Below are 25723 nucleotides of genomic sequence, written 5' to 3'. Positions count from 1 at the left end.
GGGCGAGCGCGCCGGCGGTTCCGTTATGAAACCGCCTTCTTCAGCCACGCCTCGACGGCGCTAAAATTCGCGCGCCAGCCTTTGGGGTTGCGGTCCTCGCGCAGTGTCGAGGCGCCGTGGACGCCCGCCTCCGGCTTGTAGAAAGTCGTATGATCGGCGGCCATCCGCGATGCGATCGCCTGCGCGCCGTCCAGCTCCTCGGCGTCGTTGGCGGCGGTGATGAATACCGGCACGTCGATCTGTCCGGCGGCGGTCTTCACCGGATCGCCGTCGCCCAGATACTCGTTGGGCGAAAAGGCGAGCACGCCGGCGATCTTGCCCTTGTTCGCCGCCGCCAGCGGGAAGACGAGCGCGGAGGAATAGCTGCTACCCCACAGGAAGATCGGCAATTTCTTGTCCTGCGCCCAGTCGATCGCCGCCTGCAGGTCCTGGCGGGCGGCGACATAGTCGGCGGCGCGGCCCAGAGCCTTCACCGTCTGGTTTGGCCCGAACAGATCGCCCCCCGCGCGGGCATCGACCGCGAGCGCGCTATAGCCGTCGGCGACGAGGCTGGGGGCGATCGGCGCATATTCGTCCTTGCTCGATCCCGCCTGGTGAAACAGCAGCAGCAATGCCTTGGGGTGCTCCGCCGGGTAGTAGCGGGCGAAGACGCGGGCGCCATCGGCCGCCTTCAAGGTGATGTCGCTGGGCTGGCCGAGCGTGGTGGCGGGCTCCTCAGCGGCGGCTGGTTTTGGTGTCGCCGTCGGTGCCTCGTCACAACCGGCGAGCAACAGGGTGAAGGCTAGGGAGGCGGCGAATCGACGCATGTTTCGCTCCATGTCAACGCCGCCCGGCGAACAGCTATAGAGCGCGAAAACGGCGGCGAAAAGCGGCCGCCGCGGTCGCTAGATCAGCCCTGCCAAGGGGCTCGACGGATCAGCATAGCGTCGCTGTCCCATGCGCCCCGCAAGATAAGCAAGCCGCCCCGCCTCCACCGCATGGCGCATCGCCCGCGCCATCCGTACCGGATCGCGCGCCTCGGCGATGGCGGTGTTCATCAGCACCCCGTCGCAACCCAGCTCCATCGCGACCGCCGCGTCGGACGCGGTGCCGACGCCCGCGTCGACCAGCACCGGCACCTTCGCGCCTTCGACGATCAGGCGGATCGTCACCCGGTTCTGGATGCCAAGACCCGAGCCGATCGGCGCACCCAAGGGCATGATCGCGACCGCGCCCGCATCCTCCAGCCGCTTGGCGGCGATGGGGTCGTCGACGCAATAGACCATGGGCTTAAAGCCTTCCTTGGCCAGAATCTCGGTCGCACGCAGCGTTTCGACCATGTCGGGGTAGAGCGTCTTCGCCTCACCCAGCACTTCCAGCTTCACCAATTCCCAGCCGCCCGCCTCGCGTGCCAGGCGCAGCGTGCGGATCGCATCCTCGGCGGTGAAGCAGCCGGCGGTGTTGGGCAGGTAGGTGATTTTCTTGGGGTCGATGAAATCGGTGAGCATCGGCGCTTTGGGATCGCTGACATTCACCCGCCGCACCGCGACGGTCACGATCTCCGCGCCCGAGGCTTCGACCGCGGCCGCGTTCTCGGCGAAATCCTTGTACTTGCCGGTCCCGACGATCAACCGCGAACGGAAATGGTGGCCGGCTACGGTCCAGCCATCCTCGGCGATCGGCGCGGCATGATCGCCACCGCCGACGAAATGGACGATCTCGATCGCATCGCCATCGGCGACGCGCACATCCGTCAGAGTCGAGCGCGGTACGACTTCCAGGTTGCGCTCGACCGCGACCTTTTCGGGCACGAGGCCCAGTTCCTGCGCGAGTTCGGCGAGGCTAAGCCCCGCGCGAACGCGGCGATGCTCGCCATTGACGGTAAGGCTGATCGTGCCATCGACATGTTGGTCCATGCCGGGCGATCTAGGGCGTGCCGCCGCAGGCTTCAAACCAAAATGGCGGTTTTACCGCGCCGGCATGCCCCTCCCACCGCTGGGGAGGGGCATGCCGGCCGTAGCAAAGCTTAGTCTTGCGCCCAGGCGAGGCTGATGCGCTCAACGCTGGCGACCGGCTTGCCGGCGGCGTCCTTGCTCGGCTGATATTCGGTTTCCAGGAACAGCTTGCAGGCCTTGTCGTCGAGCTTGGCGTCGCCGCTCGAGACGACGGCCTTGCACTTGTCGACCTTGCCGGTCGCGGAGATCGACAGTTCGATCACGGTAGCGCCGACCTGATCGGGCTTGATCGCCTGATCGGCGACGGGGGCGGCTGGGGCGGCGGTGGCAAGCGCGAGGACGAAGCTGAACATGAATGTCTCCCGGTTGGTGTCTTCCTCCGCTGTGACAGCGAGGCGTTAATGGCACGTTGCCGAAAATCCGGGCTTCGCGCCGCCGTGCGCTTCGCCTAGACAAGCGCTTTGCCGGGAGAGCATTGAAATGAGCGTGATTTATGTGCTCAACGGGGCCAACCTCAATCTTTTGGGCACGCGCGAACCGCAAATCTACGGGGGTACGACGCTCGACGAGATCGCGGCGCAGCTTGAAGACCGCGCGCGCGAACTCGGCGTCAGCATCGATCTGCGCCAATCGAACCATGAAGGGCATCTGATCGACTGGCTGCACGAGGCACAGGCGGTGGGGGCAAAGGCGGTGTTGCTCAACCCCGGCGGCTTCACTCACACTTCGGTCGCGCTGCACGACGCGGTGAAGGCGGTCGTAACCCCGGTGATCGAGGTGCATTTATCGAACCCGCAAGCACGCGAAGCCTTCCGCCACACCAGCTACGTCGCCCCGGTCGCGCGCGGGACGATTGCCGGCTTCGGTGCGCATTCCTATCTGCTCGCGCTTGAAGCGGCGGTCCGGCTCTGACACAGAAGCCGGCGCAACAGGGATTAACCATGGCCGAAACCCACCAAGACGAGCCCGCCCCGCGCGACGAGATGCGCATCGATGTCGAGCTGGTCCGCCAACTGGCGGCAGTGCTTGACGAAACCCAGCTGACCGAGATCGAAGTGGAAGACGGCGAGCGCCGGGTGCGCGTCGCCCGCGCGGTGACGGTCGCCGCCCCGCTGCCGGCGAGCTACGCGCCGCCGGTCATGGCCCCGGCGCCAGCCGCCCCCGCACCTTCCGCCCCGCTGCTCGCCGATCCTGCGGCGCCGGCGGCGGGCGCGGTCAAGTCACCGATGGTCGGCACGGTCTATCTCTCGCCCGAACCGGGCGCGGCGCCGTTCGTCGCAACCGGGCAGAAGGTCGCGGCGGGCGATACGCTGCTGATCATCGAGGCGATGAAGGTGATGAACCCGATCGCCGCGCCGCGCGCGGGCACCGTCACCGCGGTGCTGGTCGACAATGGCCGTCCGGTCGAGTTCGACCAGCCGCTGATCGTGATCGAGTGATGGCGCAGATCAAGAAGCTTCTGATCGCCAATCGCGGCGAGATCGCGCTGCGCATCCACCGCGCCTGCCATGAAATGGGGATCGAGACGGTCGCGGTGCATTCGACCGCCGACGCTGACGCGATGCATGTCCGCCTCGCCGACCAGGCGATCTGCATTGGGCCGCCGAGCGCCGCCGAAAGCTATCTGAACATCCCCGCGATTATTTCGGCGGCGGAAATCTCGGGCGCCGACGCGATCCATCCCGGCTATGGCTTTCTAAGCGAGAATGCGCGCTTCGCCGAGATTGTCGAGGCACACGACATTATTTTCGTCGGGCCCAAACCCGAACATATCCGCACGATGGGCGACAAGGTGGAGGCCAAGCGAACCGCCGGCGCGCTCGGTCTGCCGCTGGTGCCGGGGTCGGACGGGGCGATCGCGAGCCTCGACGAGGCCAAGGCGATCGCCGCCCGCGTCGGCTATCCGGTACTGATCAAGGCCGCCTCGGGGGGCGGCGGCCGCGGGATGAAGGTGGTCGCGAGCGAGGATCAGCTCGAGACCCTGATGGCGCAAGCTGGCAACGAGGCTAAGGCCGCGTTCGGCGACGCGACCGTTTACATGGAAAAATACCTGGGCAATCCGCGTCACATCGAATTCCAGGTGTTCGGCGACGGCCAGGGTAATGCCATTCACTTGGGCGAGCGCGATTGCTCGCTCCAGCGCCGCCACCAGAAGGTACTGGAGGAAGCGCCCTCCCCCGTGCTGAGCCATGCCGAGCGCGACCGGATGGGCGGCATCGTCGCGAACGCGATGGCGGAAATGGGCTATCGCGGCGCCGGGACGATCGAGTTCCTATGGGAAGCGGGCGAGTTCTACTTCATCGAGATGAACACCCGCCTGCAGGTGGAGCACCCCGTCACCGAGGCGATTACCGGATTAGACCTAGTGCGCGAGCAAATCCGCATCGCCGAGGGGCATCCACTGACGCTGCGCCAGCAGGATGTGGAGTTTCGCGGCCACGCCATTGAGTGCCGGATCAACGCCGAGGATCCGCGCACCTTCGCGCCCTCGCCCGGGCTGGTGAAGGCTTATCATGCGCCGGGGGGCATGAATGTGCGCGTCGATTCAGGGCTCTACGCCGGCTATCGGGTGCCGCCTTATTACGATTCGATGATCGCCAAGCTGATCGTCTGGGGTCACACCCGCGAGGGCGCGCTCAAGCGGCTGCGGCGGGCGCTGAAGGAATTCGTGGTGGAGGGCGTGACGACGACGATCCCGCTCCATCAGGCGCTGCTCGACGATCCCCAATTCCAGCAGGGCGACTATACGATCAAATGGCTGGAGGCGTGGCTCGCGCGCGAGGAGTGAAGCCTTACTCCTTCCCGCCGCTACCCGAACGCGCCATGACGTCCAGCGCCATCGCTGAAGCGCTTGGAACCGGCGAGCGTTTCGCCGCTCGCGATCGTGGCGCGGCCGAGCTTGATCTCTCGCGCGATCGCCTCGGCCTCGCCAAGCGACCATTGCTCCATCAGCGATCGGCGATCGTTGCGCAGCGCCGTCTGCGGAAAGGCGCATAGCTGCGCGGCGAGCGCGGTCGCGCGAGCGAGCGCACCACCGTCATCGACCACTTCATTCACCAGCCCGATGCGCAGCGCTTCGTCGGCGGCGACCGCGCGCCCGGTGAGGATCAGTTCCAACGCGCGCCCTTCGCCAACAATCCGCGGCAGCCGGATCGTGCCGAGATCGACCAGCGGCACCCCGAATCGTCGGTTGAAGATACCCATCACCGCCGAGCGGCCAGCGATGCGCAGATCACACCATAGCGCCAATTCCATCCCGCCCGCGACCGCCGGCCCCTCGATCGCGGCGATCACCGGCTTACCGAGCCGAAGTCGGGTAGGCCCCATCGGCGCGAAATCGCCGACCGGCTCGATGGGCTTGCGCTCGCCCTCGGCCAGGGCGCGCAGGTCGGCGCCGGCGCAGAACGCCCCGCCCGCCCCTGCCAAAATGGCAACATCCGCTTCAGGATCGGCGTCGAACGCCTTGAACGCGGCGAGCAGGGCTTGCGCGGTCGCGAGATCGACCGCGTTGCGACACTCGGGCCGCTCGATCGTGACGATCGTCACACGAGCATGGGTACGGACCGAAATCGTGCTCATTGGGTCAACGCCTCGCCAGAGGGCTGGCGAGCGCGCAGCACCGTGCCCTGGCCGGCGGCACACAGCACTTCCTCCCCGTCGCGCACCGCGTAGATTTCGCAGCGCGCGACGCCCTGTGTGCGCCCGAAGCTGAGCGTAGTCGCGCGTGCGATCAGCAGTTCGCCGATCGCCGGGCGCATCATGTTGACCTTGGTTTCCGCGGTCAGCACACCGCCCCCCATGGCCAGCCCCGCCGCGAACGTCAGCGCATTGTCCGCGAGATAGGCAACCACCCCGCCATGCGCGAAGCCATGCTGCTGCTGTAGCCGCTCGGTCATCGGCAGGCGCAGCTCGACATTGCCATTGGCATAATGCGTCATTTCCGTGCCCAGCAGGCGGCTGAAGGGCTGCGCATCAAGGATCGCGCGGCCGATGGCCAAAGTATCACTCATCGCATCCGGCTCCGTTATATGGTGATCGCCATAGCAGCGTATCACTAGACCAATCGCCATACAACCGCTATCGTCCCGCCATGCCCCGTCGTTCCAACGCTCGCGACCAGATGATCGGCACAGCCGTGAAGCTGTTCCGGAGCAAGGGCTATAATGGCGTGGGCTTGACCGAGCTGCTGGCGGTGAGCCAGGCACCCAAGGGCTCGTTCTACCATCACTTCCCCGATGGAAAGGAAGAACTGGGCGAAGCCGCGATCGACTTGTCACGCCGGCTGACAGGGGCACTGATCGAGCAGGCTTTCGCCCGATCATCCTCCGCGCGAGACGCCGTGGACCACCTCGCCGCCGCGCTCGCGACTTTGTTTGAAAAGTCCGCCTACAGCGCCGGCTGCCCGATCGCGGCGATCGCGGTCGATGCGATGCCGCAGTCCGCACGGCTGACGGCGGCGGGTCAGGCGGCGCTATCGGATTGGGCCGCGATCATCGTCCGGTATCTTGCAGATTTCGGCCATGGCCCCGATCAGGCGCGGGACTTCGCCGATCGGCTCGCGATCGCGCTGGAAGGCGCCTGGATCGTCGCGCGCATCCAGCAATCCGCCGCCCCCTTCGCGCTGGTGGCGAGCATGACGTGCGTTCCGTTCTCAGCCGGGCCGCAAGCCCCGGCACCCACCTCACCCCGCGATCGCGACATGCCATAGCGCTTCGCCGCTCAATCCTTGAGTTCGGGCAAGCGGCCGCGTTAGGGTTGCGCCATGCGGAATCTCTGGCGGATCATCGGAATTGGATTGGGGCTGGTCTTGGTTGGCCTGCTCATTGCCTTCCTCTGGTTCCGCACCCCCGATACCGATCCCAAGGCAATGCGCGCCAAATATGCGCCCTCGCCTTCGCAATTCGTTGATCTGGGCGGTGGCCTCACGCTCCATGTGCGCGATACCGGCCCGCGTGACGCGCCGGTGCTGATGCTGCTCCACGGCTCGAATGCCTCGTTGCACACCTGGGAACCCTGGGCGCAGCGGTTGCAGGGCGCCTATCGGGTGATCCGGTTCGACTTTCCCGGCCACGGCCTTACCGGCCCCAGCCCCAGCCATGCTTATGGGCCGCGTGCCTTCGCCGATGTGGTCGAGCGGCTGCGGCTGAAACTGAAGATCCCCAAGTTCGTGCTGGCGGGCAATTCGATGGGCGGCTCGGTCGCCTGGCATTATGCGCTGTGGCATCCTGAGCGATTGCGGGCGCTGGTTCTAGTCGACGCCTCAGGCCAGCCCGAGCCCAAGGGCGCCAGGCTTCCGTTCGCCTTCCGCGTCGCCCGCACGCCGGTGCTGCGCGAGATCGCGGCGGAAATCACCCCTCGCGGTTTCATCGCCGGCAGCCTGCCCGATGCGTTTTACGACCGATCGCTCGTCACCCCGGCGATGATCGATCGCTATTGGGAGCTGCTGCGCTATCCCGGCAACCGCACCGCGACGCTGCAGCGCTTCGCCGGTACGTCCGATCCGGCCACTCCTGCCCGGCTCCACGCGCTCGCCATGCCGGTGCTGATTCTGTGGGGGGCGAATGATTCGCTGATCCCCGCGAGTTCCGCCCGCTGGTTCGCCGCCAACATCCCGCAGGCCGAGGTGGTCGTCTATCCCAAGACCGGGCACGTGCCGATGGAGGAACGCCCCGATCAGAGCGCGGCGGATCTCGCCAGCTTCCTTAACCGGCAAGTCGCTTTGCCTGGAATAGGTGACGCGCCCGCCCGCGCTCGCTAAAGCCCGCGCATGACCGAGATCACGCCCGAGATCGTCGCCCAGCATGGGCTGAGCCCCGAGGAATATGAGCGCGTCGTCGCGGCGCTTGGCCGCGTGCCGAACCTCACCGAGCTTGGGATCTTCTCGGTCATGTGGTCCGAGCATTGCAGCTATAAATCGAGCCGGCTGTACCTGAAGAAGCTGCCGACGAGCGCCCCCTGGGTGATCCAGGGGCCGGGCGAGAATGCAGGCGTGATCGACATTGGCGACGGCCAGGCCGCCATCTTCAAGATGGAAAGCCACAACCACCCCAGCTACATCGAGCCCTATCAGGGCGCGGCGACCGGCGTCGGTGGTATCCTCCGCGACGTGTTCACGATGGGCGCACGGCCGGTCGCGAATATGAACGCGCTGCGCTTCGGCCGGCCCGATCACCCCAGGATGCGCCACCTGATCGCCGGCGTGGTCGCGGGGATCGGCGGCTATGGCAATTGCGTCGGGGTGCCGACGGTGGGCGGGGAGGTGAATTTCCACGCGGCCTATGACGGCAATATCCTGGTCAACGCGATGACGGTGGGCGTCGCCGAGACCGCCAAGATCTTTTATTCGGCGGCCGCCGGCATCGGCAATCCGGTGGTCTATGTCGGCTCCAAGACCGGACGCGACGGCATCCACGGGGCGACGATGGCCTCGGCCGACTTCGGCGAGGATGCCGAAGAAAAGCGGCCGACGGTGCAAGTCGGCGATCCCTTCACCGAAAAGCTGCTCATCGAGGCCTGCCTGGAGTTGATGGCGTCGGACGCGATTGTCGCCATTCAGGATATGGGCGCGGCGGGTCTCACCAGTTCGTCGGTGGAGATGGCGTCGAAGGGCGGCGTCGGCATCCGGCTGGAGATGGACAAGGTGCCATGCCGCGAAACCGGCATGACCGCCTATGAGATGATGCTCTCCGAGAGCCAGGAGCGGATGCTGATGGTGCTGAAACCCGGTCGCGAGGCCGAGGCGGAGGCGATCTTCCGCAAATGGCAGCTCGATTTCGCGGTGATCGGGGAAGTTACCGATACCGGCCGGATGGAGCTCTTCCACCACGGCGATAAGGTGGCGGATATTCCGCTCGGGCCGCTCGCCGACGATGCACCGCTCTACGACCGGCCCTATACTCCTGCTCCGCAGGCCGCGCCGCTCGCCGATGCGCCGACGACGATGGATGTCGCGGGCGATCTGCTGAAGCTGATGGCCTCGCCCGATCTCGCCAGCCGACGCTGGATTTGGGAGCAATATGACCAGAAGGTCGGCGGGGACACGCTCCAGCCCCCCGGCGGCGACGCGGCGGTGGTGCGGGTGCATGGCACCAAGAAAGCGCTCGCCATTACCACCGATTGCACCCCGCGCTATTGCTACGCGGAGCCCCATGAAGGTGGGAAGCAAGCGATCGCGGAAGCTTGGCGCAACCTCTGCGCGGTGGGCGCGACGCCGCTCGCCGCGACCGATTGCCTCAACTTCGCCAACCCGCAGCGACCTGAGATCATGGCGCAGCTCGTTGGCTGTATCGAGGGGATGGCGGAAGCCTGCCGCGCGCTCGATTTCCCGATCGTGAGCGGCAATGTGTCGCTCTACAATGAGAGCAAGGCGACCGGCGGCGGCTCGGCGATCCTGCCGACGCCGGCGGTGGGCGGCGTGGGGCTGCTCAAGGACTACACCAAGGCCGCGACGATCGCCTTCAAAGGGACCGGGGACGTGCTCGTGCTGATCGGCGAGCCACGTTACGATCTCGGGCAGTCACTCTGGCTGCGCGAGCTGCACGGGCGCGAGGATGGCGCACCGCCGCGGGTCGATCTGGAAGCAGAGCGCCGCCACGGCGCTTTCGTCCGCCGCCAGATCGAGGCGGGCGCGCTGTCGGCCGTGCATGACGTGGCGGACGGCGGGTTGCTCGTCGCGATCGCCGAAATGGCGCTGGCGGGCGGGATCGGCGCGATGGTTTCGGCAGCCGTCCCGCACGGCCTGGCGGCGACTTACTTCGCCGAGGATCAGGGGCTGTACGTCGCGACGGTACGCGACGAGCATCTCCACGACTTCCTCCACGCCTCCACCCGTGCCGGGGTGCCGGTGGAGCGGATCGGGCGCACGATCACCGGGCGGATCATCGTCGAATGCCCGGCGAAGGACCATGTCGTCACCCTCGATGAACTGCGCGCGGCGCATGAGGGGTTCTTCCCGGCGCTGATGGAAGGGGCGGGCGAAATCGGCTAAGGAGCCGACATGGAAATGCTGGTTCAAATCGACGAGCGACTGCTCGCTGACGCAAAGACGTTGAGCGGGATCGACGAACTTCCGCGCCTGTTTGATGAGGCCTTACGCCGACTCGTCGCGCAGGAGGCGGGTCGGAAACTCGCAGCGCTTGGCGGGGCGGACGCGAACGCATGGGCGCCCGAACGCCGTTGACCATGATCCTGGTCGACACTGGTATTTGGGTCGATCACTTCAAACGCGCCAACGTTCGGCTTGTCGAATTGCTCGCGGAGGAGCGCGTCGTGACGCATGACGTGATCATTGGCGAACTTGCCTTGGGCGGTATTCCCGACCGCGAAAATACGCTTTTCTTTCTCGACCTTCTTCCGCGATTGACCTTCCTGCCCGCTAAGGCCGTGCGTGATTTCATCGAGCGTGAGCGCCTGGTCGGGTCCGGTATCGGTTATAGCGACGCGCATTTGTTGGCATCGGCACAGGCGCATGGAACGCGACTATGGACCGTTGATCGCCGCCTCGCTGCCTGTGTGGGTCGCCTTGCGCTGACGCTCCCCCATTCCCCCTAGCCTCTCCCACGCAAATCGGGCACTTTGCCACCAAGGGGGTTTCATGCGCGATCATCCTGCCCAAGCCTGGCCCGGCTTGACACCCATCGCCGACGACGAACGCATCGCGCGGGTCGAGGCGTTTCGCGACCGGCTGCGTGAACGCCGCACCTGCCGCTATTTTAGCGACGAGCCCGTGCCGCGCGCGGTGATCGAGGCGGCGATCGAGGCGGCCGGCACCGCGCCCTCGGGCGCCAATCATCAGCCCTGGCATTTCGCCGTCGTCGAGAGCGCCGACCTGAAAGCGCGCATCCGTGAAGCCGCCGAAGAGGAGGAGCGCGCTTTCTATGCCGGCAAGGCGAGCGAGGAATGGCTCGAAGCGCTCGCCCCGCTCGGCACCGATCCCGACAAGAGCTTTCTTAACGTCGCGCCCTATCTGATCGTGGTCTTCGCGCAGCGGCGCGGCGGGATCGAGCCGGGCGAGGATCGACAGAATTATTATGTCAACGAATCGGTCGGCATCGCGACCGGCTTCCTGCTCGCCGCGCTCCACGCCGCCAATGTGGCGACGCTCACCCACACGCCCAACCCGATGAAGTTCCTGAACGAAGCGTGCGGTCGTCCCGATCACGAAAAGCCGGTGATGATCGTCGTCGCAGGACACGCCGCGCCCGACGCGACCGTTCCGCTCCATGCGCTGCGCAAGAAGCCGCTGGCGCAGATTACGAGCTGGCTATGAGCGGCTATTCGAACCGCTCGCTCGCCGAGAAGCTGGGATTGAAGCCCGGGATGCGCGCTTGGTTCTGCCATATGCCCGAGGCGATCCGCGACTCGCTTGCGCAAGAAATCGCCGCGCTCGATGTGCAGACCGCGCCCTCGGCGGGACTAGAGGCGGCGCACCTCTTCGTCACCGAACGCGCGACGCTGGAACGCCAATTGCCGCAGCTACGCCATTGCCTCGCGGCAGCCGGTTTTCTGTGGGTATCGTGGCCGAAGCGCGCCTCGGGCGTGGCCAGCGACGTGACCGAGGATGTGATCCGCGCGGTCGCGCTGCCGCTCGATCTGGTCGATGTGAAGGTGTGCGCGGTCGACGAGACCTGGTCGGGGCTGAAGCTGATGATCCGCCGCGAAGCGCGCTAGGGAAAGCCGATGTCCGAGGGTGTATCGCAGGGCGATCGCATCGCCACGCTTGACGTTGTCCGCGGGGTCGCGGTGATGGGCATTTTGGTGATGAACATCATCGCCTTCGCCATGCCCACCGCCGCCTATGGCAATCCAGCCGCCTATGGCAGCTTTAGCTGGCTCGATTACGCGCTCTACGATTTCAATTATCTGTTCTTCGATGGCAAGATGCGGGGGCTGTTCAGCTTCCTGTTCGGCGCCTCCGCGCTGCTCGTGATCGAACGCGGGACCGAAAAGGGCGAGAACGCGGCCCGCATCCATTATGCGCGAATGTTCTGGCTGCTGCTCTTCGGCCTCGTTCACCTCTACCTGATCTGGTGGGGGGATATTCTGCATCATTATGCCCTGATCGGCTTCATCCTGTTCCTGTTTCGTAAATTGTCTGTGCGTCGGCTGATTCACACAGCGGTCGGCCTGCTCGCCGTCCAGACCGCGCTGTTCGCCAGCGTGGCCTGGGACGCGCAGCGCACCGAGGCACTCGTCGCGACCGGCAAAGCGAACAAGGCGGTGACGCAGCAATATGCCAACTACCGGGACTTCTTCGGCCAGCCGCCGCCGGCGGTGATCACGGCCGAGCTTCGCACGCATCGCGGCGACTATCCGACCGTGCTCACCGATCGGCTCAAGAAGGAAGCGGCGACCCCGATCAGTACTCTGTTCATCGTCGGCTGGGAAACGCTTGCCTACATGCTGCTCGGCATGGCGATGCTGAAAAGCGGCCTGTTGCGCGGTGACTGGGAGAGCGCGCGCTATCGCCGCTGGCTGGCGATCGGCGCGGGGGTGGCGCTGCCCGGTTATGCGTTCGGCGCGTGGTGGATGGCAACGCATCACTATAGCACGTCGGCGGTGGCGGCGGGGCTGACGGTGATTTCCACCCCCTTCCGCCCGCTCGCGATCATCGCCTGGGCGAGCGCGCTGGCCCTGCTCGCGCGGCACGGGGGGGCGGTTGTCGCGCGGATCGGTTCGGCCGGGCAAATGGCGTTCAGCAATTATCTGGGCACATCGCTAATCTGTTCAACGCTGTTCTACGGCTATGGCCTTGGCCTGTACGGGCACCTCAGCCGCAGCCGGTGCTATCTGGTCGTCCTCGCCATCTGGGGACTGATGCTGCTCTGGTCGGCGCCGTGGCTTGCACGCTTTCGCTATGGTCCGATAGAGTGGCTGTGGCGCAGCCTCGCCCGCGGGCAACTTCAGCCGTTGCGGCGCACTCGGGGAGAATTTGCGACCGCGTCGCAATAACAGCTTGCGACTCACTCGCATTAGCGCCAAGAGAAAGGCGATAGCGAGAGGCCGCATGATCGTCTGCGTCTGCAACAATATCCGCGAGAACGAACTCCGCGAAGCTGCGGCACGCGGGGGCTGTCGTACCGCCTGCCAAAGCTACAAGGCGCTCGGCCACCGCGCCAAATGCGGTCAGTGCATCCGCTTTGCCCGCACCATCATCAGCGAAGCTCGCAACGCCGCTTGACGCGGTTTTTCGCGCGGCCAATAGCGGAGGCGCTCAAGCGAAAGGATGCGCCATGAAAGGTGATGCGAAGGTCATCGAGTTCCTGAACCTGGTGCTCAAGAACGAGCTGACCGCGGTCAACCAATATTGGCTGCACTACCGCGTGCTCGACAATTGGGGCGTCAAGAAGCTCGCCGAGCACGAGCGCCATGAATCAATCGACGAGATGCGCCATGCCGACCGGCTGGCCGAGCGCATCCTGTTCCTGAACGGCCTCCCCAATTTCCAGCTGCTTGGCCGGCTGCGGGTGGGCGAGACGGTGGAGGAAGTACTCCGCGCCGATCTGGCGCTGGAGGAAGAAGCGATCGCGGTGCTGCGCGACGCGGTCGCGCATTGTGAAGCGGTGCGCGATTATGTGAGCCGCGACTTGTTCGCCGACATTCTCGCCAGCGAGGAAGAGCATGTCGACATGATTGAAACCCAGTTCGAGATCATCGCCCGGGTCGGCCTTCAAAATTATATCCAGCTCAACAGCTCGCCGGCCGAGGGCCACGCGCACTAAGCCCGCCCGACGCGATCGGACATTTATGCTCGGCCAAATACCGGCGCGCCGCCGCGCCGTCCAAAGCCGCCAGCAGGGCGCCGCGCGACGAGCGGGCTCGCCTCGCGCTTCAACCGCTCGATGGTGCGATCGTAGAGCGCGCGCAAACCGACGACATGCGGCAGCGCTTCCTCGGGCGTATCATGGGTTTCCACGCATTTGCGCGCGATCAATTCGATCGTCTCAGCGACAAGAGCGAGCGGCTCGGCGCCGAACTGGCGGGCCTCGCCCTTCAGCGTGTGTGCCGGGCGCACGAGCGCGGCCGCGCTTTTGTCCCGCATCGCCGCCTCGATCGCGTCGACCGATTTGACGCCGTCCTCCTCGAAATAACCGAGGATGCGGACAAAGGCATTGCCCAGCTCCGAGCGCGCCTGCTGAAAGGCGTTCATATCGATCAAGGTGGCGTCGTCTGGCGTCACCAGTCACTCCCCGTCTCTAGTTGTGGCGCTGCCGGCCCCTGGCCGCGCCACCTGATCCGCTTACGCCTCAAGCGGTAAAGGATGGATTGACAGGCGCGGCGCGGGTCACGCGAAAAGCACCTTCGGTGGCAATAAAATGAGCGCCCGCGCCGGCGGCGACAGCCGCGAGTTCCTCCGGCGCCCGGGGATCGTCCGCCAGCACCTCGACCGTATCCGCCCCCTCCCGCAACGCACGCGCCAGCCGCAGCGCGGGCCAAGGACAGCGCATCCCCCGCAGATCGATCCGAATCACTTGCTGAACGGGTTCTTGGGCGCGCGCAGCGTCAGCCGCACCGGCACCGCGCCAAAGCCCAGCTCGCGGCGAATGCCGTTGACCAGGTAGCGCTGATAGCTCTCCGGCAGCTGATCGACCCGGGTGCCGAACAGCACGAAGCCCGGCGGGCGCGTCTTCGCCTGGGTGACGTAGCGCAGCTTGATGCGCTTGCCACCGGGCGCGGGCGGCGGGTTGGCCTCCACCGCGCGTTCGAACCAGCGGTTCAACTCACCGGTTGGCACCCGGCGCGACCAAGCCTCGCGCGTCGCGAACCCGGCCTCGATCAGCGCGTCGATCCCCTTGCCGGTGACGGCGGAAACGGTGAGCAAAGGCACGCCCCGCACCTGCGCCAGCCCCTCGTCGAGCGCCGCGCGCACGCCGTTGAACAGCGCCGAGGCATTTTCCGCCACGTCCCATTTGTTGAGCGCGATCATCAGCGCGCGGCCTTCCTGCAGCACGCGGTCGGCGATCTTCAGATCCTGCGCCTCCAGCCCGCGCGTCGCATCGAGCAGCAGGACGACGACTTCGGCGAAATCGACCGCGTGGAGCGCGTCGGCGACGGCGAGCTTCTCCAGCTTGTCCTGCACCTGGGCGCGCTTGCGCATCCCGGCGGTGTCGATCAGGCGCACCTGGCGCCCCTGCCATTCCCAGTCGATCGCGATCGAATCGCGAGTTATCCCGGCCTCGGGCCCGGTGATCAGCCGGTCCTCGCCGAGCATCCGGTTGATGAGCGTCGACTTGCCGGCATTGGGCCGCCCGACGATCGCGAGCTTCAGCGGTGCGGCCGGGTCTTCCGCGTCAGGCTCGGGCGCCGGTTCGTCATCGCGTTCCAGATGGGGCAGCAGCGCCTCGAACAAATCGGCGAGCCCCTCGCCGTGTTCGGCGGACAGCTGCACCGGATCGCCAAAGCCCAGCGCAAGCGATTCGATCACCCCGCCCTCGCCCGCGCGACCTTCGGCCTTGTTGGCGACCAGCACCACCGGCGTCGTTGATCCGCGAAGCCAGCGGGCGATTTCCTCATCGAGCGGCACAATCCCGGCGCGCGCGTCGATCAGGAACAGCGCAACATCGGCCTGGCGTACCGCCGCCTCGGTCTGCTGGCGCATCCGTCCGGGAAGCGACTGCGCGTCTTCATCCTCATAGCCGGCGGTGTCGATCACCCGGAAGTCGAGGCCGAGCAGATGCGCCTCGCCCTCGCGCCGGTCGCGCGTCACGCCCGGGCGGTCGTCGACCAGGGCTAGCCGCTTGCCGACCAGGCGGTTGAACAGAGTGGATTTGCCGACATTGGGCCGGCCAATGATCGCGACCGTCGGAAGCTGTGCCATCGCCGCCCCTTACGCGGGCAATGGCCCCCGCGCAAATCACCGATATGCGGTAAGCTTGCCCTTGGCGTCGAGTACGAACAGCATGTTGTTCGCGACCACCGGCCCGAAGGTGAAGGGCGTGCCGTTCTTGATCCGCGTGCCGACCTTGCCCGTCACCGCATCGACCGACACGATCTGTCCCAGCGAACCAAGGACAAGCAAACGGCCACCTGCCAACACTGGCCCGGACCAATAGACCGGCGCACCCTTGTTCTTCTTGGTGTTCTTGAACGCGCCCAGGCTCGTGATCCAGCGGATCTTGCCATTGGCGCGCGAGAGGCAGATCAGCCGGCCATCGTCGCTCATCACGAACAGCCATTCGCCTGCGAGCCAAGGCGTGGAGAGCCCGGCGATGTTCTGCTCCCACAGCCGCTGGCCGGTGGTGAGCTGCAGCGCGACCGTGCGGCCGCCGGCTCCCATCGCATAAACGCGATCATCGGCGATCACTGGGCTCGCGTCGATATCGGCAATGCTCGATACCGAGGTGGTGATGCTGGTGCGCGAAAGCTGGTCCTGCCACAAGGTGCGGCCATTCTCGTACCGATAGGCGTTCAGCTCGCCAGAGGAGAAGCCGGCGACGATCGTGCCGCGCCCAACCGCCGGCGCGCCGACGCCGAACACGCCCTGCGCTTCGAGCGTGCCGAGCTGCGTCCACTGCGTCTCGCCCGTCGCCTGGTTGACCGAGAAGAGCTGATTATCCTGGGTGAGCGTATAGACCGCGCCATTGGCAACGGTTGGCGCGCCGCGCAGCGGGCCACCGGGGCGCGCGCGCCACAGCACGCTGCCGTCGCTCGCGTTCAGCGCGACGAGATCGCCGAGCCCATCGGTCGCGAACACTTTGCCATCGTCATAGCTCGCGCCGCCACCAAAGCGCGCCTGGCGGTTCTTCTTGTCGGCCGGCAGCCCGTTCGACCACAGCTTGCGCCCGGTATCGGCGGCGAAGGCGTTTACCTTACCATCGACATCGACAACGAACAGCTTACCCTCGGCGACGACCGGCGGAGCGCCAAGCCGCAGCCGGGCATTGCCACCCTTGATATGGACGCTCCACGCCCGCTTCAGATTGGTGCCGAGCGCGAGGTGACCCAGCGATTTGCTCGCGTCGCCGCCGGGCTGAGTCCAGCTCTCATTGGCTTGCGCGGGTGGCAGCAGCACGTCGACCGCCGCCAGGCTCTTGTCGATTTCGGCGCCATTTTCGGACACCAGGATCGGGATGCGTTCGCCAAGCGTCGGCGTGCGCTTCTTGCCCTTGGGCGTGCCGCAGCCGGCGAGCAAGGCGAGCGCGATCAGCGCGGCGGCGGTGCGAGTATGCTTCATTGGGCCTTGCCTTGATTGCCTTCGGTCGCGCCATTGCCGGCGACGTTGCTTTGATCGATCGCGTCGACGCCGAGCGCGCCCGCCATCTGCACTGTGCGCTGGCGCAGGCTGGCGGGCGTGTTCTTATCCTCGGCGATCGCCGCGAACAGCTGCCCCGCCTCGCGCTGGCGGCCGAGCTTGAGATAGGCCGCCGCGACCAGCTCACCCGCGCTGCCGATCCAGGGGCTGTCCTTAGCCGTGAGCGGCTTCAACCGGCTGATCACTTGGTCGGGCTTCAGACTGTCATATTCGGCGCTTGTCTGGCGGATGAGCGCGAGGTTGCGAAGTGGCTCGGGAAGCGATGTGTCGGTCGCGACCTGACCAAATAGCTGCGCCGCCTTGGCGAGATCGTTCTTTTGCAGCGCGACTCCCGCCTGCAGAAACAGCGCGTTGGCGCGGTAGCCGGTGGTGCCGTCCTTCACCAGCGCGCTCAATTCCTGCTCGGTCCCGGCGCCGCCGCTCACCCGCAGCTTGTCGTAGAGCGCGTTATACTTCACCGCTTGCGCATCGGCCTCGCCGCGGCGCCATTCCTGCCAGCCGAGATAAGCGGCGAACACCGCGAGCCCGCCCAGCACGAGGCCAATCCCCAGCCGGCCGTAGCGCTGCCACAGCTTCAGCGCCTGATCGCGGCGCAGTTCTTCATCGACTTCGCGTAGGAATGCTTCGTTGGTCGGCGGCAAAACGGCCACGTGCGGCTCCGATCGGGGATGGAAGGCTCAGGCTTTAGCGGCCGGGCGCGGCAAGGGCTAGTCCTTGGGCGCGTATAGTTGATCCGGGCCGGGAAAAGCGCGGGCGCGCACTTCGGCGGCATAAGCAGCGGCAGCGGTGCTGATTCGTTCGGCGATCGCGTCGTAGCGCTTCACGAAGCGCGCGGTGCGCTCGAACATGCCGAGCATGTCGTCGATCACCAGCACTTGCCCATCGCACGCCGCAGAGGCGCCGATGCCGATCGTGGGACAGCGCACCAAGCGGGTGATCTCTACCGCGATCGGCTCGACAACGCCCTCGATCACCATCGCGAAGGCGCCCGCCTCGGCGATCGCGACCGCATCCGCCGTGATCTTGGCCGCCTCCGCCCCGCTCCGTCCTCGCGCCGCATAGCCGCCAAGCAGGTTCACCGCCTGCGGAGTGAGACCGACATGGCCCATCACCGGAATGCCGCGCTCGATCAGGAACTTGACCGTGGGCGCCATCGCCGCCCCGCCTTCCAGCTTCACTGCCGCCGCACCCGTCTGCTTCAGCAGCCAGGCCGCGCTTTCGAACGCCTGTTCGGGTGATTTCTCATAGGCACCGAACGGCATGTCGATCACGACCAGCGCGTGATAGCTGCCACGCACCGCCGCCGCGCCATGTGCCGCCATCATCTCGAGCGAGACCGGGATCGTCGAGGGCAGGCCGTAAATCACCTGCCCCAGGCTGTCGCCCACCAACAGCATGTCGCAATGCGGATCGAGCAGCTGCGCCACACGCACGGTATAGGCGGTGAGCATCACCAGCGGCTCCCCGCCTTTGCGCGCGGTGATCGCGGGGACGGTGAGCCGCTTCATCGGCGCCGGGGTGGGGTTGGCGCGACTGGTCGCGGTATCGAGCGTATAGGTGGTCGACATGGCCGCGCTTTACCGCGCGCGGCGCCGCCGCGCCAGCCGGGGGCTCAGCGGAGCCATCCCCGCGCCGCGCCGTGCCGCGCCAGCCACAGCGAAACCATGCCGAGCGCGATGATCACTGCGGGCAGCACCGCCGCGCCACCCCCCTTGCGTGCCAGCAAGTCGGTCGCGCCCAGCACATAGCCAAACTGGATCACCGCGCCGATCAAAGCGAGCGCATAAAGCGGCACGGCCCCGCGCCGCCGGGCAAGCAGCGCGACCGCGCCGAACAGCGCCGGCAACGTCGCCAGCGCGAAGGCATAGACGAACCAGGGTGGCAACGCACGAAACGCGGCGGCATCGTCCGCGGGCATTCGCGCGAGCGCCGTGGCATCGACCGAGAGATGCGCGGCGAAGGCGGCGATCCCGGCCAAGCTCCACAACAGCAGGGCGACAGCAGCCCCCCAGAACCAACGCGGCGCGCGTGCCATCCTCGCCCCCATGTTTATCGGGCGGGAGCATGTGCCGCCATGGCCGGCCTTGGCAAGGGTTTCAGTCGCGCAGGGCGGCGCGCGCCTGGGTGCGGAGCCAACCAGCCACGCCCTCCGCCGCGCCGATCGCGGCGAGTTCCTCGGTGGTCGCGCCGCCGAAGTTCACGATCTCGACCAGGCGCGGAAAGGCAAGTTCGGGGTGCCGACGCTCGACCCGCTCGACCGCGTCGCCCGCCCGCAGGCTGCCCTCGGTCAGCACCCGGTAATACCAGCCCGAGCGGCCCGAACGGACCATCGCCTTGGGCGCGCGCGCGTCGTTCAGCCGCAGCGCGAACTTATAACAGGGCTGGCGCGGCTGGCAGACTTGCAACCGCGCACTGCCGATCGCGTGGATGTCTCCCACGCACAGATCATCCTCGACCAGCCCCTCGATCGTCAAATTTTCACCGAACGCGCCGGGTTCTAGGCGATCGGCGAGATAGGGCTGTTCGCCCGCCCAGCGCGGATAATGGCTGGCGGGATAGGCGTACACCGCCTTGTCCGGCCCACCGTGCACGCTGAGATCGGCCTGCTCGTCACCCTCGAGCCCCAGCCGCGCGACCGCGACCGGCCCCGCGACTGGATGCTTGACGATACCGCTCGCCACACGATCGGGGCCGAGTGGCGCGATCCGCCCGACCTGAACACTCACGACGCGGGCGTTCACGCGACTTCCACCCCGCGCCAAAAGGCGAAATAGCCCTTGATATGGGCCGCGGCCGATTTGGGTTCGGGATAATACCAGGCGGCATCGGCGTTGCGCACGCCGTCGACCACGATCGTCTTATAGCTTGCCAGCCCCTTCCACGGACAGGTGGTGTGGGTCTTGCTATCCTCGAACAGGCTCGCGTCGACCGAATCGGGCGGGAAATAATGATTGCCCTCGACGACGATCGTCTTGTCGGACTGAGCGATCGTCTTGCCGTTCCACCGTGCAGCCACCATGCGCGCGACTCCTGAAGTTGCGCTGCCGATATGGCCCCCCCTCGGGCTTCAGCCAAGCGTGGCGGCGTAAAGTTCGGGCTTGAAACCAACAAGCAGCGCTTCACCCGCCACGAGAACCGGCCGCTTGATGAGCGTCGGGTTCGCGGCCATGAGCTTCAGAGCCTTGGCCCCGTCGATCCCGCTCTTGTCGGCAACGGGCAGGGCGCGGAAGGTGGTGCCTGCCTTATTGAGCAGCTTTTCCCAACCGACTTGCGCCGCCCAGCCGGCAAGCAGTCCGGGATCGATACCTTCGGCGCGGTAATCGTGGAAGCGATAGGGCTTCCCAGCCGCATCGAGCCAGGCACGCGCCTTCTTCATCGTGTCGCAGTTCTTGATGCCGTAGATCGTGATCATGTGATGTCCCAGGCGGCGAGGATGGCGTCGCGGTCCGCGCCCGCGCGCGGCGGCGGACGATCGAGTTGGTTTTCGGTCGCGCTATAGCGGGGCGCGGGCGCGGGTTGCGCGATGCCGTCCGCCTCGATCAGCGCGGCGCGCTCGGCGAGGTGGGGATGATCGCGCAGTTCGTCGAAGCGCAGTACGGGGGTGACGCAGGCGTCGCTGTCGGCGAAATGCGCCGTCCAATGCTCGCGGGGCTGCGCGACGAACGCGGCGGCGAGCTTGTCCGTCATCACCGGCCATTTGTTGCGATCATGCTGCGCAGCAAAGTCGGGATCGCCCGCAAGGTCGAGCCCGGCGATCAGCAGCGCGAAGAACTGCGGCTCGATCGCGCCCACCGCGACGAAACCGCCATCGGCGCAGGCGTAACAGCGATAGAAGGGCGCGCCGCCATCGAGCAGATTGGCCTCGCGTGTCTCGCTCCAAGCGCCCATCGCGCGCATCGCATGGAACAAAGTCGTCTGCGCGATCACCCCGTCGATCATCGCCGCGTCGACCACTTGCCCCTGCCCCGTCGCCCGCGCGTGGAGCAACGCGGCGAGCATCCCGAAAGCGAGCAACATCGCGCCGCCCCCAAAATCGGCGATCAAGTTCAACGGCGGCGGCGGCGGCCGATCGGCGGCGCCGATCGCGTGGAGCGCGCCGGTAAGCGCGAGATAGTTAAGGTCATGCCCGGCGCGGTTGCTGAGCGGACCGCTTTGCCCCCAGCCCGTCATCCGGCCATAGACGAGCCGGGGATTGGCGGCGAGCGCCTCGGCCGGCCCCAGGCCCAACCGCTCCATCACGCCCGGCCGGTTGCCCTCGATCAGTGCGTCGGCCCGCGCGATCAGCTTCAGCGCGAGCGCGCGATCGGCCTCGGCCTTCAGATCGAGTGCGATCGAGCGCCGCCCCCGCGCCATCAGATCGAGGTCGCCGCGCGCAAACGGCCCGCCGCCGGGGCGATCGATCCGCACCACATCGGCGCCATTGTCGGCGAGCATCATCGCCGCGAACGGCCCAGGGCCAATGCCGGCGAACTCAATAACTCTGATGCCCTGAAGCGGCCCCATGCTCCCCCCTTTTTCGCCAAGCATGGCGGCGGGCGCTCTCGGGCGCAAGGTGGCGCCGTTGGGTTGCTCAGCGCTGCGCCGCCACCTCGCAACGCGCCGCGCGCCGCACTTTGTCGATCATACCGAAGTCGTGGGTGCGATCGATCAGTACGCGCAGCAGCGCGATGCCGCGCCCACCCTCGGGCCGCACCGCGACATAGCCCGCAGGCGCCTGTTGCCCCGTCCCGAGCAGCGCGACCCGCACTCCGGTGGGCGCGGCACGCACATTGCGAACGAAAGCGGTATCGGTGCGCGCGTCGAACACCGAGAGCGACCAATAGGGCGCGGCGATCGCTGGCACCTCGATCAACACCGGCCCACCCGCCAGATCGAACGGGCAGCTCGAATAGAGGAGATCGGGGCTCGGCCGCACGATCGCACGCGACTTGGCGGTGACGAGCGGCGCATGCGTCATGCGATTGACGCCCCCCGCCGCCGCCACGCGCGCGGTGGCGAGCCGCATCAGCGCGTAGGGCATCTGCGCGAGCGTCACATGCCAGGCGAGCAGCGCCGCGAACAGGCCGAGCGCCAGGGGTGCGAGCCAGCGCGCGATCATGCGCATCCCACTTTATCGATACGTGGCAGCTGGGCGGCGGTCACCTCGCCCTGCCCGCCGTCGATGGGCAGATAGGTGCGCAGCGTCAGCTCGAAACGCGGCGCGTTTCCAGTCGGCAGCCACCGCCCGGGCGCCCGTTGCGGCGCGATCGTCACTTGCCAGGCACGCTGCTCGTCGGGCGACAGGCTCGCGCTGCCCACCGAATAAACCCCCGCCGCATTTGGGACGAGATAGCCGGCGGGATCGTAAAGCGTCACACTCCACCAGGCCGCAGGCAGCGCTCCGCCCGACAGGCGATAGCGGCAGCGCCCCTCAAGCGGCGCCCCAGCGCTGTCCACCACTGCATTGTAATAGCGCGCCTCGCGCGCCGGCAGCGCGAGCAGCCCGCGCAACGCAACCACCGCGCGGGTATAGCGGCTCGCCTCGCTCGATCCGAAATCGCGCCCGGTCGCCCATGGCCCCAGTGTCAGCTGGTTGCCGAGCGCACCGCTGCGCACGCTGTAAATCGCGCCGCCGGTTCCGATCAGCCCGCCGGCAACCGCGCACAGCAACAGCCGTGCCGAGAATCGCATCGTCGAAACCCCCTGATGGGGATCGTCATAAAAGCGTCACGCGGGCGAGCGCAACCCTGTCAGCCACGCGCCCGCAGCGCCGCCTGTGCCGCGGCGAGCCGGGCGATCGGCACGCGGTAGGGCGAGGCCGAGACATAATCGAGCCCCGTGCGCGCGCAGAAGTCGATGCTCGCCGGATCGCCGCCATGCTCGCCGCAAATGCCGAGCTTTAGCCCCGCGCGCGTCCGCCGCCCGCGCTCGGCGGCGAGTTCGATCAGCGCGCCGACGCCCTCGATATCGAGGCTGACGAACGGATCGGTCGGGTAGATGCCCTTGTCGACATAGGCCGTCAGGAATCGGCTGGCATCGTCACGGCTCACCCCGAGCGTCGTCTGCGTCAGGTCGTTGGTGCCGAAGCTGAAGAATTCGGCGGCCTCGGCGATCTGCCCGGCCATGATCGCGGCACGTGGCAGCTCAATCATCGTGCCGACGAGATACTCCACCCGCCGCCCGCGCTCGGCGAACACCGCTTCGGCGGCCTTGTCGACCACCGCCTTCATCAGCTCCAGCTCGCGCTTGGTGGCGACGAGCGGGATCATCACTTCGGGGATCGGCGCCTCGCCGCTCTTTTCCGCGACATCGATCGCCGCCTCGAAGATCGCGCGCGCCTGCATTTCGTAGATTTCGGGGTAAGTCACCCCCAACCGGCAACCGCGATGGCCAAGCATCGGGTTGAATTCGTGCAGTTCCGCCGCGCGACGCTTGAGCGCCTCGACGCCGACGCCCGCCGCGTTGGCGACTTCGGCGAACTCGGCCTCGCCATGCGGCAGGAATTCGTGGAGCGGCGGATCGAGCAGGCGGATGGTGCAAGGGAGCCCCGCCATCACCTCGAAAATCTCGACGAAATCGCCGCGCTGTTCGGGCAGCAATTTGTCGAGCGCCGCGCGCCGACCCGCTTCATTCTCCGCGAGGATCATCTGGCGCACCGCGGTGATCCGCGCCGCATCGAAGAACATATGCTCGGTGCGGCACAGCCCGATGCCTTCGGCGCCGAACTCGCGCGCCACGCGGCAATCGGCCGGCGTCTCGGCATTGGTGCGTACTTTTAGCGCGCGCACCTTGTCCGCCCACGCCATCAGCGTGCCGAAATCGCCCGCGAGTTCGGGCTGCACCGTCGGCACTTCGCCCAGCATCACCTCGCCCGAGGCGCCATCGATGGTGATCACCGCGCCTTCCTTCACCTCGCGCCCCGCAACGCGCATCACCCGCGCCTTCAGGTCGATCGAGATACTCCCCGCGCCCGAGACGCACGGCCGGCCCATGCCGCGCGCGACGACGGCGGCATGGCTCGTCATCCCGCCGCGCGCCGTCAGGATGCCGCGTGCGGCGTGCATGCCGTGGATATCCTCGGGGCTGGTCTCGACCCGCACCAGAATCACCGCCTCGCCCAGTTCAGCGCGGCGTTCGGCCATGTCGCTATCGAACACCACCACGCCCGAGGCGGCCCCCGGCGAGGCGGGCAGGCCCTTGGTGAGCACGTCGCGCGGCGCCTTGGGATCGAGCGTCGGGTGCAGCAGCTGATCGAGAGCGGAAGGGTCGACGCGCCCCACGGCTTCAGCCTCGCTGATGAGCCCTTCCTGCGCCATATCGACCGCGATCTTCAGCGCCGCAGCCGCGGTGCGCTTCCCGCTCCTCGTCTGCAGCATCCACAGCTTGCCCTGCTGCACGGTGAACTCGATGTCCTGCATGTCGCGGTAATGCCGCTCGAGCAGATCGAACACCTGCGCCAGCTCGGCATAGGTCTCCGGCATCGCCTCTTCCATACTGAGCGGCTTGGCCCCCGCCGCCTCGCGCGCGGCCTTGGTGAGATATTGCGGCGTGCGGATGCCCGCCACCACGTCCTCGCCCTGGGCGTTGATCAGGAACTCGCCATAATAAGCGTGCGCGCCGGTGGAGGGATCGCGGGTGAACGCCACGCCGGTGGCGCTCGTCTCGCCCATATTGCCGAACACCATCGCCTGCACGTTCACCGCCGTGCCCCAATCGCCGGGGATGTTGTTCAGCCGGCGATAGACCTTAGCCCGGTCTGACTGCCACGATCCGAACACCGCGCCCACCGCGCCCCACAGCTGATCCTGCACATCCTGCGGGAAGGGCTTGCCCCACAGCTGTTCGACCAGCGCCTGATATTCGTTGACCAGCGCGCGCCAATCCTCGGCGCTCATCTCGGTGTCGAGGAAATAGCCCTTGTCTTCCTTGGCGATTTCCAGCGCTTCCTCGAACGCGCCGTGATCGAGCCCGAGCACGACATCCGAATACATCTGGATGAAGCGGCGGTAGCTGTCCCAGGCAAAGCGCGCGTCGCCGCTGGTGGCGGCCAGCCCCGCGACGGTTTCGTTATTGAGGCCAAGGTTCAGCACCGTGTCCATCATGCCAGGCATCGACACCCGCGCGCCCGAGCGCACCGAGACGAGCAACGGATCGGCGGCATCGCCGAACTTCTTCCCCGTCACCCCCTCGATATGGGCAATGCCGGCTGCGACTTCGGCGCGCAGGCTCTCCGGGAAAGCCTCGCCTTCCTCATAATAGCGGGTGCACATTTCGGTACTGATGGTGAAGCCCGGCGGCACCGGCAGGCCGATCGAGGCCATTTCGGCAAGGTTCGCGCCCTTGCCGCCGAGCAGGTTCTTGTCGCCCCTGCCCCCGTCCGAAACCCCGCCGCCGAAGCGATAGACATAGCCCATAAGTCACTCCCTGCCGCTGCGGCTCAGTATCACCCTATCCGTCACCCCGGCCCCCGAGCCGGGGGCCCGCTGCCTTACGCCGGTGGAAGAAAGCGGGACCCCGGGTCAAGCCCGGGGTGACGGCGTTGCGTAGAACGCGCGGAACC

The 25723-nt window shown here is 66.8% G+C and carries 32 protein-coding genes; 13 read left to right on the top strand and 19 right to left on the bottom strand.

The window, feature by feature from the left end; translation table 11 throughout:
- Positions 1 to 23: 23 nt before the first annotated feature.
- From K2X73_RS11770 to K2X73_RS11760, 3 genes are all read right to left on the bottom strand, one after another.
- A complete protein-coding gene (locus tag K2X73_RS11770) occupies positions 24 to 806 on the bottom strand; it encodes an alpha/beta hydrolase (RefSeq protein WP_294111105.1) in 783 nt (260 codons plus the stop codon).
- Positions 807 to 884: 78 nt separating this feature from the next.
- Entirely contained in the window at positions 885 to 1895 is a 1011-nt protein-coding gene (gene thiS, locus K2X73_RS11765) for a sulfur carrier protein ThiS (RefSeq protein WP_294111103.1), read from the bottom strand.
- Between the two features lie 110 nt (positions 1896 to 2005).
- Entirely contained in the window at positions 2006 to 2287 is a 282-nt protein-coding gene (locus K2X73_RS11760) for a TonB family protein (protein ID WP_294111101.1), read from the bottom strand.
- Positions 2288 to 2414: 127 nt separating this feature from the next.
- Here K2X73_RS11760 and aroQ point away from each other — a divergent pair, with 127 nt between their 5' ends.
- The 3 genes from aroQ to accC are packed head-to-tail and all read left to right on the top strand — an operon-like array spanning position 2415 to position 4722.
- The gene (aroQ, locus tag K2X73_RS11755) at positions 2415 to 2846 is read left to right on the top strand and encodes a type II 3-dehydroquinate dehydratase (RefSeq protein WP_294111099.1); all 432 of its coding nucleotides are present in this window, start codon (positions 2415 to 2417) and stop codon (positions 2844 to 2846) included.
- 29 nt (positions 2847 to 2875) lie between these two features.
- A complete protein-coding gene (gene accB, locus K2X73_RS11750; protein WP_294111098.1) occupies positions 2876 to 3373 on the top strand; it encodes an acetyl-CoA carboxylase biotin carboxyl carrier protein in 498 nt (165 codons plus the stop codon).
- Positions 3373 to 4722: an acetyl-CoA carboxylase biotin carboxylase subunit gene (gene accC, locus K2X73_RS11745; RefSeq protein ID WP_294111096.1), complete on the top strand. Its 1350-nt coding sequence runs from the start codon at positions 3373 to 3375 to the stop codon at positions 4720 to 4722. Before accB ends, accC begins: the two co-directional genes overlap by 1 nt.
- A gap of 20 nt (positions 4723 to 4742) precedes the next feature.
- On the opposite strand, the gene K2X73_RS11740 is transcribed toward accC, so the two are convergent.
- On the bottom strand, positions 4743 to 5513 hold the full coding sequence (locus tag K2X73_RS11740; protein ID WP_294111094.1) for a crotonase/enoyl-CoA hydratase family protein: 771 nt from the start codon (positions 5511 to 5513) through the stop codon (positions 4743 to 4745).
- A complete protein-coding gene (locus tag K2X73_RS11735; protein ID WP_294111092.1) occupies positions 5510 to 5944 on the bottom strand; it encodes a PaaI family thioesterase in 435 nt (144 codons plus the stop codon). Before K2X73_RS11735 ends, K2X73_RS11740 begins: the two co-directional genes overlap by 4 nt.
- Positions 5945 to 6024: 80 nt before the next feature.
- Between K2X73_RS11735 and K2X73_RS11730 the strand changes: the two genes are divergently transcribed.
- Genes K2X73_RS11730 through bfr form a run of 10 tightly spaced genes read left to right on the top strand, consistent with a single transcriptional unit; the run spans position 6025 to position 13654 of the window.
- On the top strand, positions 6025 to 6642 hold the full coding sequence (locus K2X73_RS11730; protein WP_294111091.1) for a TetR/AcrR family transcriptional regulator: 618 nt from the start codon (positions 6025 to 6027) through the stop codon (positions 6640 to 6642).
- Between the two features lie 54 nt (positions 6643 to 6696).
- Positions 6697 to 7692, top strand: coding sequence for an alpha/beta hydrolase (locus K2X73_RS11725; protein ID WP_294111089.1), 996 nt, complete (start codon positions 6697 to 6699; stop codon positions 7690 to 7692).
- 9 nt (positions 7693 to 7701) lie between these two features.
- Positions 7702 to 9921 (top strand): phosphoribosylformylglycinamidine synthase subunit PurL, encoded by a 2220-nt coding sequence (gene purL / locus K2X73_RS11720; protein WP_294111087.1) that lies wholly within the window; start codon positions 7702 to 7704, stop codon positions 9919 to 9921.
- Positions 9922 to 9930: 9 nt separating this feature from the next.
- On the top strand, positions 9931 to 10113 hold the full coding sequence (locus K2X73_RS11715) for a hypothetical protein (RefSeq protein WP_294111086.1): 183 nt from the start codon (positions 9931 to 9933) through the stop codon (positions 10111 to 10113).
- A gap of 2 nt (positions 10114 to 10115) precedes the next feature.
- Complete coding sequence (locus K2X73_RS11710; RefSeq protein WP_294111084.1) at positions 10116 to 10484, top strand: PIN domain-containing protein; 369 nt, start codon at positions 10116 to 10118, stop codon at positions 10482 to 10484.
- A gap of 43 nt (positions 10485 to 10527) precedes the next feature.
- On the top strand, positions 10528 to 11202 hold the full coding sequence (locus tag K2X73_RS11705) for a nitroreductase family protein (protein WP_294111082.1): 675 nt from the start codon (positions 10528 to 10530) through the stop codon (positions 11200 to 11202).
- Positions 11199 to 11603, top strand: a complete 405-nt coding sequence (locus K2X73_RS11700) for a hypothetical protein (protein ID WP_294111080.1) — start codon at positions 11199 to 11201, stop codon at positions 11601 to 11603. Before K2X73_RS11705 ends, K2X73_RS11700 begins: the two co-directional genes overlap by 4 nt.
- A 9-nt stretch (positions 11604 to 11612) precedes the next feature.
- Positions 11613 to 12884, top strand: coding sequence for a DUF418 domain-containing protein (locus K2X73_RS11695; protein ID WP_294111078.1), 1272 nt, complete (start codon positions 11613 to 11615; stop codon positions 12882 to 12884).
- A 55-nt stretch (positions 12885 to 12939) separates the two neighbouring features.
- On the top strand, positions 12940 to 13113 hold the full coding sequence (locus K2X73_RS11690) for a (2Fe-2S)-binding protein (protein WP_294111077.1): 174 nt from the start codon (positions 12940 to 12942) through the stop codon (positions 13111 to 13113).
- 52 nt (positions 13114 to 13165) lie between these two features.
- Entirely contained in the window at positions 13166 to 13654 is a 489-nt protein-coding gene (gene bfr / locus K2X73_RS11685; protein ID WP_294111075.1) for a bacterioferritin, read from the top strand.
- A gap of 23 nt (positions 13655 to 13677) precedes the next feature.
- Here the strand turns inward: bfr and K2X73_RS11680 are convergent, their stop codons facing one another.
- The 14 genes from K2X73_RS11680 to ppdK form a co-directional block, all read right to left on the bottom strand.
- On the bottom strand, positions 13678 to 14112 hold the full coding sequence (locus tag K2X73_RS11680; protein WP_294111073.1) for an Hpt domain-containing protein: 435 nt from the start codon (positions 14110 to 14112) through the stop codon (positions 13678 to 13680).
- A 67-nt stretch (positions 14113 to 14179) separates the two neighbouring features.
- Positions 14180 to 14404 carry a sulfurtransferase TusA family protein gene (locus K2X73_RS11675; RefSeq protein WP_294111072.1) on the bottom strand — a complete coding sequence of 75 codons (225 nt, stop codon included), beginning with the start codon at positions 14402 to 14404 and terminating at the stop codon, positions 14180 to 14182.
- Positions 14401 to 15750, bottom strand: coding sequence for a ribosome biogenesis GTPase Der (der, locus tag K2X73_RS11670; protein WP_294111070.1), 1350 nt, complete (start codon positions 15748 to 15750; stop codon positions 14401 to 14403). Before der ends, K2X73_RS11675 begins: the two co-directional genes overlap by 4 nt.
- Before the next feature lie 36 nt (positions 15751 to 15786).
- Positions 15787 to 17106, bottom strand: coding sequence for a PQQ-like beta-propeller repeat protein (locus tag K2X73_RS11665; protein ID WP_294111069.1), 1320 nt, complete (start codon positions 17104 to 17106; stop codon positions 15787 to 15789).
- On the bottom strand, positions 17103 to 17834 hold the full coding sequence (locus tag K2X73_RS11660) for a tetratricopeptide repeat protein (protein ID WP_294111068.1): 732 nt from the start codon (positions 17832 to 17834) through the stop codon (positions 17103 to 17105). The genes K2X73_RS11665 and K2X73_RS11660 overlap by 4 nt, the downstream gene beginning before the upstream one ends.
- A 57-nt stretch (positions 17835 to 17891) precedes the next feature.
- Positions 17892 to 18752, bottom strand: coding sequence for a 3-methyl-2-oxobutanoate hydroxymethyltransferase (gene panB / locus K2X73_RS11655; protein WP_294111067.1), 861 nt, complete (start codon positions 18750 to 18752; stop codon positions 17892 to 17894).
- Between the two features lie 44 nt (positions 18753 to 18796).
- A complete protein-coding gene (locus K2X73_RS11650; RefSeq protein WP_294111066.1) occupies positions 18797 to 19219 on the bottom strand; it encodes a sugar transporter in 423 nt (140 codons plus the stop codon).
- A gap of 61 nt (positions 19220 to 19280) precedes the next feature.
- A complete protein-coding gene (locus K2X73_RS11645; protein WP_294111065.1) occupies positions 19281 to 19925 on the bottom strand; it encodes an MOSC domain-containing protein in 645 nt (214 codons plus the stop codon).
- Positions 19922 to 20203, bottom strand: a complete 282-nt coding sequence (locus K2X73_RS11640) for a DUF427 domain-containing protein (RefSeq protein ID WP_294111064.1) — start codon at positions 20201 to 20203, stop codon at positions 19922 to 19924. Before K2X73_RS11640 ends, K2X73_RS11645 begins: the two co-directional genes overlap by 4 nt.
- 48 nt (positions 20204 to 20251) lie before the next feature.
- On the bottom strand, positions 20252 to 20596 hold the full coding sequence (locus K2X73_RS11635; protein WP_294111063.1) for an ArsC family reductase: 345 nt from the start codon (positions 20594 to 20596) through the stop codon (positions 20252 to 20254).
- Entirely contained in the window at positions 20593 to 21687 is a 1095-nt protein-coding gene (locus K2X73_RS11630) for a CaiB/BaiF CoA-transferase family protein (protein WP_294111062.1), read from the bottom strand. The genes K2X73_RS11635 and K2X73_RS11630 overlap by 4 nt, the downstream gene beginning before the upstream one ends.
- Positions 21688 to 21754: 67 nt before the next feature.
- Positions 21755 to 22282, bottom strand: a complete 528-nt coding sequence (locus K2X73_RS11625; protein WP_294111061.1) for a DUF1254 domain-containing protein — start codon at positions 22280 to 22282, stop codon at positions 21755 to 21757.
- A complete protein-coding gene (locus tag K2X73_RS11620) occupies positions 22279 to 22854 on the bottom strand; it encodes a DUF1214 domain-containing protein (RefSeq protein ID WP_294111059.1) in 576 nt (191 codons plus the stop codon). Before K2X73_RS11620 ends, K2X73_RS11625 begins: the two co-directional genes overlap by 4 nt.
- Positions 22855 to 22913: 59 nt before the next feature.
- Positions 22914 to 25577, bottom strand: a complete 2664-nt coding sequence (gene ppdK, locus K2X73_RS11615; protein WP_294111057.1) for a pyruvate, phosphate dikinase — start codon at positions 25575 to 25577, stop codon at positions 22914 to 22916.
- Between the last annotated feature and the right edge of the window lie 146 nt (positions 25578 to 25723).

The sequence above is a fragment of the Sphingomonas sp. genome (genome assembly GCF_019746665.1).
GTDB lineage: Bacteria > Pseudomonadota > Alphaproteobacteria > Sphingomonadales > Sphingomonadaceae > Sphingomonas.
Note: the sequence above shows the minus strand (reverse complement) of the source record. Positions and strands in the feature narration are given on the sequence as shown.

Excerpts from the sequence above, each read along its gene's own strand:
- K2X73_RS11705 (WP_294111082.1), top strand. The coding sequence starts at position 10,528 with ATGCGCGATCATCCTGCCCAAGCCTGGCCCGGCTTGACACCCATCGCC.
- thiS (WP_294111103.1), bottom strand. The coding sequence starts at position 1,895 with ATGGACCAACATGTCGATGGCACGATCAGCCTTACCGTCAATGGCGAG.
- K2X73_RS11650 (WP_294111066.1), bottom strand. The coding sequence starts at position 19,219 with ATGGCACGCGCGCCGCGTTGGTTCTGGGGGGCTGCTGTCGCCCTGCTG.
- K2X73_RS11710 (WP_294111084.1), top strand. The coding sequence starts at position 10,116 with ATGATCCTGGTCGACACTGGTATTTGGGTCGATCACTTCAAACGCGCC.
- K2X73_RS11665 (WP_294111069.1), bottom strand. The coding sequence starts at position 17,106 with ATGAAGCATACTCGCACCGCCGCCGCGCTGATCGCGCTCGCCTTGCTC.
- panB (WP_294111067.1), bottom strand. The coding sequence starts at position 18,752 with ATGTCGACCACCTATACGCTCGATACCGCGACCAGTCGCGCCAACCCC.
- K2X73_RS11695 (WP_294111078.1), top strand. The coding sequence starts at position 11,613 with ATGTCCGAGGGTGTATCGCAGGGCGATCGCATCGCCACGCTTGACGTT.
- K2X73_RS11735 (WP_294111092.1), bottom strand. The coding sequence starts at position 5,944 with ATGAGTGATACTTTGGCCATCGGCCGCGCGATCCTTGATGCGCAGCCC.
- der (WP_294111070.1), bottom strand. The coding sequence starts at position 15,750 with ATGGCACAGCTTCCGACGGTCGCGATCATTGGCCGGCCCAATGTCGGC.
- K2X73_RS11630 (WP_294111062.1), bottom strand. The coding sequence starts at position 21,687 with ATGGGGCCGCTTCAGGGCATCAGAGTTATTGAGTTCGCCGGCATTGGC.
- aroQ (WP_294111099.1), top strand. The coding sequence starts at position 2,415 with ATGAGCGTGATTTATGTGCTCAACGGGGCCAACCTCAATCTTTTGGGC.
- ppdK (WP_294111057.1), bottom strand. The coding sequence starts at position 25,577 with ATGGGCTATGTCTATCGCTTCGGCGGCGGGGTTTCGGACGGGGGCAGG.
- K2X73_RS11770 (WP_294111105.1), bottom strand. The coding sequence starts at position 806 with ATGCGTCGATTCGCCGCCTCCCTAGCCTTCACCCTGTTGCTCGCCGGT.
- K2X73_RS11760 (WP_294111101.1), bottom strand. The coding sequence starts at position 2,287 with ATGTTCAGCTTCGTCCTCGCGCTTGCCACCGCCGCCCCAGCCGCCCCC.
- K2X73_RS11715 (WP_294111086.1), top strand. The coding sequence starts at position 9,931 with ATGGAAATGCTGGTTCAAATCGACGAGCGACTGCTCGCTGACGCAAAG.
- purL (WP_294111087.1), top strand. The coding sequence starts at position 7,702 with ATGACCGAGATCACGCCCGAGATCGTCGCCCAGCATGGGCTGAGCCCC.
- K2X73_RS11690 (WP_294111077.1), top strand. The coding sequence starts at position 12,940 with ATGATCGTCTGCGTCTGCAACAATATCCGCGAGAACGAACTCCGCGAA.
- K2X73_RS11700 (WP_294111080.1), top strand. The coding sequence starts at position 11,199 with ATGAGCGGCTATTCGAACCGCTCGCTCGCCGAGAAGCTGGGATTGAAG.
- K2X73_RS11625 (WP_294111061.1), bottom strand. The coding sequence starts at position 22,282 with ATGATCGCGCGCTGGCTCGCACCCCTGGCGCTCGGCCTGTTCGCGGCG.
- bfr (WP_294111075.1), top strand. The coding sequence starts at position 13,166 with ATGAAAGGTGATGCGAAGGTCATCGAGTTCCTGAACCTGGTGCTCAAG.
- K2X73_RS11635 (WP_294111063.1), bottom strand. The coding sequence starts at position 20,596 with ATGATCACGATCTACGGCATCAAGAACTGCGACACGATGAAGAAGGCG.
- K2X73_RS11730 (WP_294111091.1), top strand. The coding sequence starts at position 6,025 with ATGCCCCGTCGTTCCAACGCTCGCGACCAGATGATCGGCACAGCCGTG.
- accC (WP_294111096.1), top strand. The coding sequence starts at position 3,373 with ATGGCGCAGATCAAGAAGCTTCTGATCGCCAATCGCGGCGAGATCGCG.
- K2X73_RS11620 (WP_294111059.1), bottom strand. The coding sequence starts at position 22,854 with ATGCGATTCTCGGCACGGCTGTTGCTGTGCGCGGTTGCCGGCGGGCTG.
- K2X73_RS11640 (WP_294111064.1), bottom strand. The coding sequence starts at position 20,203 with ATGGTGGCTGCACGGTGGAACGGCAAGACGATCGCTCAGTCCGACAAG.
- accB (WP_294111098.1), top strand. The coding sequence starts at position 2,876 with ATGGCCGAAACCCACCAAGACGAGCCCGCCCCGCGCGACGAGATGCGC.
- K2X73_RS11725 (WP_294111089.1), top strand. The coding sequence starts at position 6,697 with ATGCGGAATCTCTGGCGGATCATCGGAATTGGATTGGGGCTGGTCTTG.
- K2X73_RS11740 (WP_294111094.1), bottom strand. The coding sequence starts at position 5,513 with ATGAGCACGATTTCGGTCCGTACCCATGCTCGTGTGACGATCGTCACG.